The 6,514-nt window shown below is 57.4% G+C and carries 5 protein-coding genes and 1 pseudogene; 3 read left to right on the top strand and 3 right to left on the bottom strand.

Features of this window, described 5'->3' with window-relative positions; translation table 11 throughout:
* Positions 1-90 precede the first annotated feature (90 nt).
* On the bottom strand, positions 91-1,107 hold the full coding sequence (gene gntR, locus ALO64_RS16965) for an HTH-type transcriptional regulator GntR (RefSeq protein WP_044343404.1): 1,017 nt from the start codon (positions 1,105-1,107) through the stop codon (positions 91-93).
* Between the two features lie 282 nt (positions 1,108-1,389).
* Between gntR and ALO64_RS16970 the strand changes: the two are divergent.
* The 3 genes and pseudogenes from ALO64_RS16970 (at position 1,390) to csrA (ending at position 4,085) form a co-directional block, all read left to right on the top strand.
* Positions 1,390-1,885 (top strand): annotated as a pseudogene (locus ALO64_RS16970) (gluconokinase).
* 100 nt (positions 1,886-1,985) lie between these two features.
* On the top strand, positions 1,986-3,338 hold the full coding sequence (locus ALO64_RS16975; RefSeq protein WP_044343405.1) for a GntP family permease: 1,353 nt from the start codon (positions 1,986-1,988) through the stop codon (positions 3,336-3,338).
* Positions 3,339-3,896: 558 nt separating this feature from the next.
* A complete protein-coding gene (gene csrA, locus ALO64_RS16980; protein WP_002554157.1) occupies positions 3,897-4,085 on the top strand; it encodes a carbon storage regulator CsrA in 189 nt (62 codons plus the stop codon).
* Between the two features lie 108 nt (positions 4,086-4,193).
* On the opposite strand, the gene ALO64_RS16985 is transcribed toward csrA, so the two are convergent.
* Both ALO64_RS16985 and ALO64_RS16990 read right to left on the bottom strand, forming a co-directional pair.
* Entirely contained in the window at positions 4,194-5,597 is a 1,404-nt protein-coding gene (locus ALO64_RS16985; RefSeq protein WP_054991759.1) for a pyridine nucleotide-disulfide oxidoreductase, read from the bottom strand.
* Between the two features lie 667 nt (positions 5,598-6,264).
* On the bottom strand, positions 6,265-6,514 hold a 250-nt coding region (locus ALO64_RS16990; RefSeq protein WP_157058665.1), incomplete at its 5' end, for a DUF1652 domain-containing protein.

Genomic DNA, 6,514 nt, shown 5'->3' on the forward strand with positions numbered 1-6,514 from the left:
AGCCCAGCGTCGGGAAAGCCCGGAGCGCAACGACCACTGGTCAGCGTGATGGCCAGGGGGGAAGCATGCAGGGATGGCCTTAATAAATACTCAGGAGCTTTCCCGTACCACCAGCTCAAACCCCAGATCCACCTGCGAATGCTGCGTGACCCCGTCGAGCAGGCCCAGCAGCAGCTGTGCCGCGCGCTGCCCGACTTCCTCCCTGGGCGTGCGTATCGAGGTCAGGCGCGGCACCATGTGGGCAGAACCGGGCAGGTCATTGAAGCCCACCAGCGATACGCGTTCGGGAATGGCGACGCCCAGACGCAAAGCCTCAAGGGCAGCGCCCTGCGCGAGGTCGTCATTGCAGAAGAAAACTCCGTCGACATCCGGATGTTGCTCCAGCAGGCGGGCAAACAACTCACCACCCAGGCCAATCGAGGACGACTGAGGCGTCGAGACCTGCAGCTCGGGGTCGAACAGCCCGGCGTTCTCCAGCACTTGGCGAAACCCGGCCCCGCGCTGCAATACGCGAGGGTCGAGCTGAGCGGCCATGTAAGCCAGTCGGCGACGACCACGCCCCAGCAGATGGCGTGCGGCTTCTGCTCCGGCCTGCTGTTGCGAGAAGCCGACGCAATAGGTACCCATTCGCGTATCGAGCTCCATCATGTGCACGCAAGGCACGCCGCTGGTTTCAAGCATCTGGCGCGACGCTGCGGTGTGATCGAAACCGGTCAGCAGAATACCGCGCGGACGATTGACCAGATGGTTGCGCAGCAGTTTCTCTTCCTCATCGGGCGAGTAGTGATAGTTGCCGATCACCACGTCCAGACCGCGGATGCGCAACACGTCCTGAATGGCCTCCAGCGTCTCGATAAACAACTGGTTGGAAAGTGAAGGCACCAGCACAACGACGGTCTGGCTGCAGGAAGAGGCCAGCGCCCTGGCTGCAGAATTTGCGACATAGCCCAGGGTCTGTGCCGCAGCGCGGACCTTTTCCGCCAGCTCCGGCGCAACAGTGGTAACGCCGCGCAGCGCCCGGGAGGCCGTGATCGGCGACACGGCGGCAAGCCTCGCCACCTCATTGAGCGTAGGGCGACCAGTAGAGCGGGAACCAATGCGGATCATGCGTTGCCAACTAACATAGGGGTTGCCAAATATGTCAAATGCCCCATAAGGTAGCGCTGTCTCATGGAAGGTGACAATGCTTTATCGCTGGTTTCACATGGGCCACCCGGTCAGGGTCGCCGCGGAGAACAGCCTCCAATGCTTATTGATGAGCCCAAAACAACGACAAAAACTGGAACAGCCCGGGCTGAGCCTGATGTCCACCGGACAAAGACAGCGCTGTCTCCAGATGAGGTGCCTACCGTGACAACTGCGAATACTGCTATTTCCGCCCTTGTGGTAATGGGTGTCTCTGGCTGCGGCAAAAGCGCCGTCGGTGCCGAGATCGCCCGCAACAGCGGCGGTTNNTGGTCGCCTGATCGAAGGCGATGCGTTCCACCCTCCCGCCAATATCGAAAAAATGAGCGCCGGAACCCCTCTCAATGATGACGACCGGGCCGGCTGGCTGACCCGCCTGGGCGAAGAGATGGCTGCTGCCCTGGCAAACGGTGAGCACCCTGTGCTGACCTGCTCCTCACTCAAGCTTATCTATCGCCAGCGTCTGCGCGATGCCGTACCCGGCCTGGGTTTTGTTTTCCTGGAACTTACCAAGGAACTTGCCGCCGAACGTTGCTCGCACCGGCCGGGGCATTTCATGCCCGCCAGTCTGGTGGACAGCCAGTTCGCAACCCTCGAGCCGCCTTACGGCGAGCCGCTGACGTTGATCGTCGACGCATCGCAGCCTATTGATGTCATCGGTGAACAAGCCGCAGCATGGTGGAAAGACTCCCACGCCTGATAAAGGCGTGAGCGCAGAAGACAGCGCTGTCTTGCGTGCACACGATATTAACGTCGGCGCTGTTAACAGCTCCTTAAAACAATAAACCGGAGAAACACCCATGTTCGGTATGACCCATGAGACGTTCCTGCTCGTCGATGCGCTGGTGATCATCGTCGGCCTTGTACTGTTGATCACCACCTTCAAGGTACACCCTTTCGTCGCGCTGACCCTGGCGGCAGGCTTTCTTGGCCTGACCTCGGGAATGCCGGTTGAAAAAGTCATGAAATCGTTTCAGGACGGCTTCGGCGGCGTACTGGGGTTCGTCGGTATCATCCTCGGCCTGGGCACCATGCTCGGCAAGCTGATGGCGGACTCGGGCGGCGCGGACCAGATTGCGCAAACGTTGATACGCACCTTCGGCAAGCAGAAAGTGCACTGGGCCATGATGTTCTCGGCCTTTCTGGTGGGCATCCCGCTGTTCTTCGAGATCGGCTTTGTGTTGCTGATCCCGTTGGTGTTCATTGTTGCCCGTCGCACCGGCGTATCCATCGTCAAGATCGGCATTCCATTGCTGGCAGGCCTGTCAGCCGTGCACGGCCTGGTTCCGCCACATCCGGGTCCGTTGCTGGCCATCGGCATTTTCGGTGCCGACATTGGCAAGACCATTTTCTACGGACTGATCGTTGCACTGCCGACGGCCATCATCGCTGGCCCGATCTTCGGTAGCTGGATTTCAAAAAGCATCCCTGGCACGCCTTCAAAGGAACTGATGGATCAGATTGCCAAAGAGTCGAGCACTGAGAACCTGCCAGGCTTCGGTATCACGCTGGTGACCATCCTGCTGCCGGTCTTCCTGATGCTGCTCAAGACCTTTGCCGACGTGGTGTTGCCGGAAAACAACATGTTCCGCATCTGGATGGACCTGATCGGTCACCCGATCAGCGCCCTCCTCGCAGCGCTTTTGCTGGCGTTCTACACCTTTGGTGCGGCGCGTGGCTTTGACCGTACAAAAATCATGAAACTACTGGACCAGAGCCTGGCACCGGTTGCCGCAATCGTTCTGATCGTGGGTGCAGGCGGTGGCTTCAAGCAAATGCTGGTCGCCAGCGGCGTGGGCGACGTGATCGGACACATGGCTGTGCAGGCTCAGATCAACCCGATCATGCTGGCCTGGCTGGTGGCTGCCGTCATCCGTATTGCAACCGGTTCGGCTACCGTGGCAACCATCACCGGCGCAGGGATCGTGGCACCCGTGGTCGGCCTGATTCCTGGCGTCAACCGCGAGCTGCTGGTGCTGGCAACCGGTGCCGGCTCGTTGATCCTCTCGCACGTCAACGATGCCGGTTTCTGGCTGGTGAAGCAGTACTTCAACATGACGGTTGCCGAAACCTTCAAGACCTGGACGGTGATGGAAACCATCCTGTCGGTGGTCGGCCTGATCTTCATCATGTTGCTGTCGATGGCGCTTTAAGCCCAACTCCGGCAGGGCCTTTGCGGGCAATGAAACCCGCGAAGGCCAACGCCTTGCTGTACATCGCATCTCTGCGCCACAGCGCGCACTCCGGACCGGCCACCCAGTGTCCCTGATAGCGTCAACAAGCCTGAGCGTAGTAGCGATGGCGACCCGGCAGCCCTTTCCTACATCCTCGTTCGACACTTTCAACTGAATTTTCAGAAAGTCCGAGCAATCTCGCAAAGTCATGCCTACGCTTACACTCATGCCGAGATGGGCTTATCCCGCCTCGTCGAGTGAGACGATGACGACCTCACAGCGTGCAGCGGTTCACGATACTTTTTACATGACGCCAGTAAATACGGGCATTTTCACGTCGAAACGGGCAGAATTGGCGCGCTCGTCGTATCGCAGATGCAAATCTCGATGACAAGAAAATGAACCGAGGGAATTTAATTCACCCATGTGACGTCATAAGTCGGATGCATTTGGATGCACTCGGCAACAATCACCACGCAAAGGCAAACGCCAGCCTCTTGAGAGAGGCGTTTTCAAGAGGCCATCAAGGAAAAGATTATGTTGATACTCACTCGCAAAGTAGGCGAAAGCATAAACATCGGTGACGAGATCACTGTCACGATTCTTGGCGTTCAAGGGCTTCAGGTCCGCCTGGGCATCAATGCACCAAAAAATGTTTCAGTGCATCGTGAAGAAATCTACAAACGTATCCAGGCAGAACTGGCTCCGAACCAGGACCCACAATAATTCCTGCAGTACCCCTTATTCAATGTTGATTTGCCATTTACTGGCAGACAGCCGTACGGCGTCCCTAGGGCGCCGTTTTTTATGGTGCTGTTTACCTGTAATTGCTGCCTAACCCGCCTGAATGTGAAGCGCTGCCTGCATGAATAAGTCCATACCGATCATCTCGGGAACAGCAGCTGGACAGGACAGTCTGCTGGTGACGGCCTCAACCACTGCTCGGCTTGCATCATGGTGAAACTGCCAGACGCCGTAGATACGTCCATCGAAGGCGGGTTCACTGCCCAGATGCGGATCGACGCCAAGCCCGGCCCCCAGACCAAAAAGATACAGGCCCTTCATTCGACGACCCTGCTGGTCCAACGGACAGCCGCAAGCGTCGGACTCAAGACCGCCCTTTGTCTCGCGCAGGCTGATGAAGTTGCCTTCGGCATCTTTTAGCGTCGGCAGCACAGGTTGATAGCCAGAGCACTGCACGATCACCGCCGAGTCGGCAAGCGCGGANNGCCGGGCCGGCTCGTGGTCACCAGGTCGCCCGCCCGGCGTCTGAAAAATCTGCACCCGCACGCCCGTCTTGCCGACACGGCCGCTACACAGCGCCTCGCGCCCAATGTCCAGCGCTCTATAACGCAAGCCGCCGGAGCGGTTGACTCGGCCTGATACCGGACACACATCGTGTTGGGCGTCGAAAAGGTAACCAGCTGCCTGTGCTTGTTCGACACTTTCGTAAAACAGCCTGATGCGGCTTCGATGAATAAGCGTCAGTTCCTGCAAGCCCGCGAACTCCAGTGCATCTGCCAGATTTTCCAGCATTGAAAAGGCACTGTGTGAGCCACCCACAATCGTGATTCGCCCTTTACCGGCCAGCGCGGGACCGAACACTTCGCGTAATTGCACCGCATTCATACGCAGCAACCTGTCCGCGCTCTGAATACTCACATTGCCTGGCAGCGCCAGCCCCTGCCCGGCGAGAGCATCAATCAGGTGCTGTGGATCCTGACGCCCACCCAGATTGAGTACCAGCGCCCGGCAGCGCACACGTCTTTTGCCGTGCGGACCGTCAACGTGCAGGCAAAATGTGTTGCCGTCACTGACCACTTCATTAATGGTCGTACCGGACCAGACTTTTACTCCGTAGCGTTGCACGATGTGGTCCAGTACCAGCCTGGCGGCCTCGGCCATGAGCAGACCGGCATCAGACAGCTGCGGCGCGCTTTGTGCCTGCGCTTTGATACGCCAATACGCTGCCGAGTTTTCCAACGGCTCGAATACCTCACGTAATGCCGGATCGCGCAGGCAATCGATGAATACATCGCCCACAGAATTGGCGGTAATCCGATACTCCCCCAGCACGCCTGCTCCGGGCCGGTCGCTTGCATCAATGACGACCAATCCTTTCGCGGCAATTCCGGGCATTGCGCCGGTCTTCAGGGCACTGAACAAAAAACCCATGCCGGCGAGCCCGGCCCCTCCGACGACGCAGCCGCAGGTTGTTTCCATACCGTTATCAAACATGATGATGCTCCATCGTCATTTCATACGTTGGTGCAGCACAGAAGTTCTGGATGATCGAGTGCCTGGCTGATCAGGCGAACCAGCGTCCCTGCACGATTCGAGGCGAAACACATACAACCGAACACCGACAAAGGCTCATTCACCGAAGTGATGAGTCGTCATGAAACAGTGTTTTTTACAGAAAGTTACAACACGTAAAACAGGCGGGACCTTGAAGTAGCGGAGTGGGCAGTAAAAAACCGCTCAATGCTACCGCCCGTTTTTTTAAGGCGGCGTTTTTATCAAGTGGAAAAGCGTGACAATGCGTTACGCATTCAGGAGGCAATCGAATAGTTGCAAAGAAACGCAAAAGTGTCAAATAGGCAGGGCGTTGAGCAACCCGTTCAATAGCACGCTATAACCTGATGATTTCACGGCGCTTGTACCTTTTTAAACCATTGACGTGCGCACAGTTCAAGACGGTTAAAAAGTTTCATGAATTTCTATTATTTTTTTATCGCCCATCTCCGAAACAGCATGACTCCGACGCTGTTAAATTGACGTGCGACCGGGCAGCGAGTTTTGCCCGAAAAAGTAGAACCGGCAACCGCACAAACGACAAGGCCCCGATCAACACTGATCGAGGCCCTGCTGCGTGATGCCTGGGCATCAGAGGGATGAAGCAGTATCAGGCAGCGCTGTAATGCGCTTGTGACGCCTTGGCTTTTGCCGGTTCTTCACGCAACCCGGCTACCAGTGCAGAGATATCCCGGACAGTCTTGATATGGCTGAGCGGGAGGCTCGTCTGACGATGGGTACGCCCGGACACCGGATCGCTTATTTGCACCGTCATCTGATCGTTGGCAATGGTGCAGGTGCAACGCAACGGCAGGAATGCACGTTCAACGATACTCCTGAGTTCTAAGAGGGTGTAGACA

Source organism: Pseudomonas meliae, assembly GCF_001400515.1.
Classification (GTDB): Bacteria; Pseudomonadota; Gammaproteobacteria; order Pseudomonadales; family Pseudomonadaceae; genus Aquipseudomonas; species Aquipseudomonas amygdali.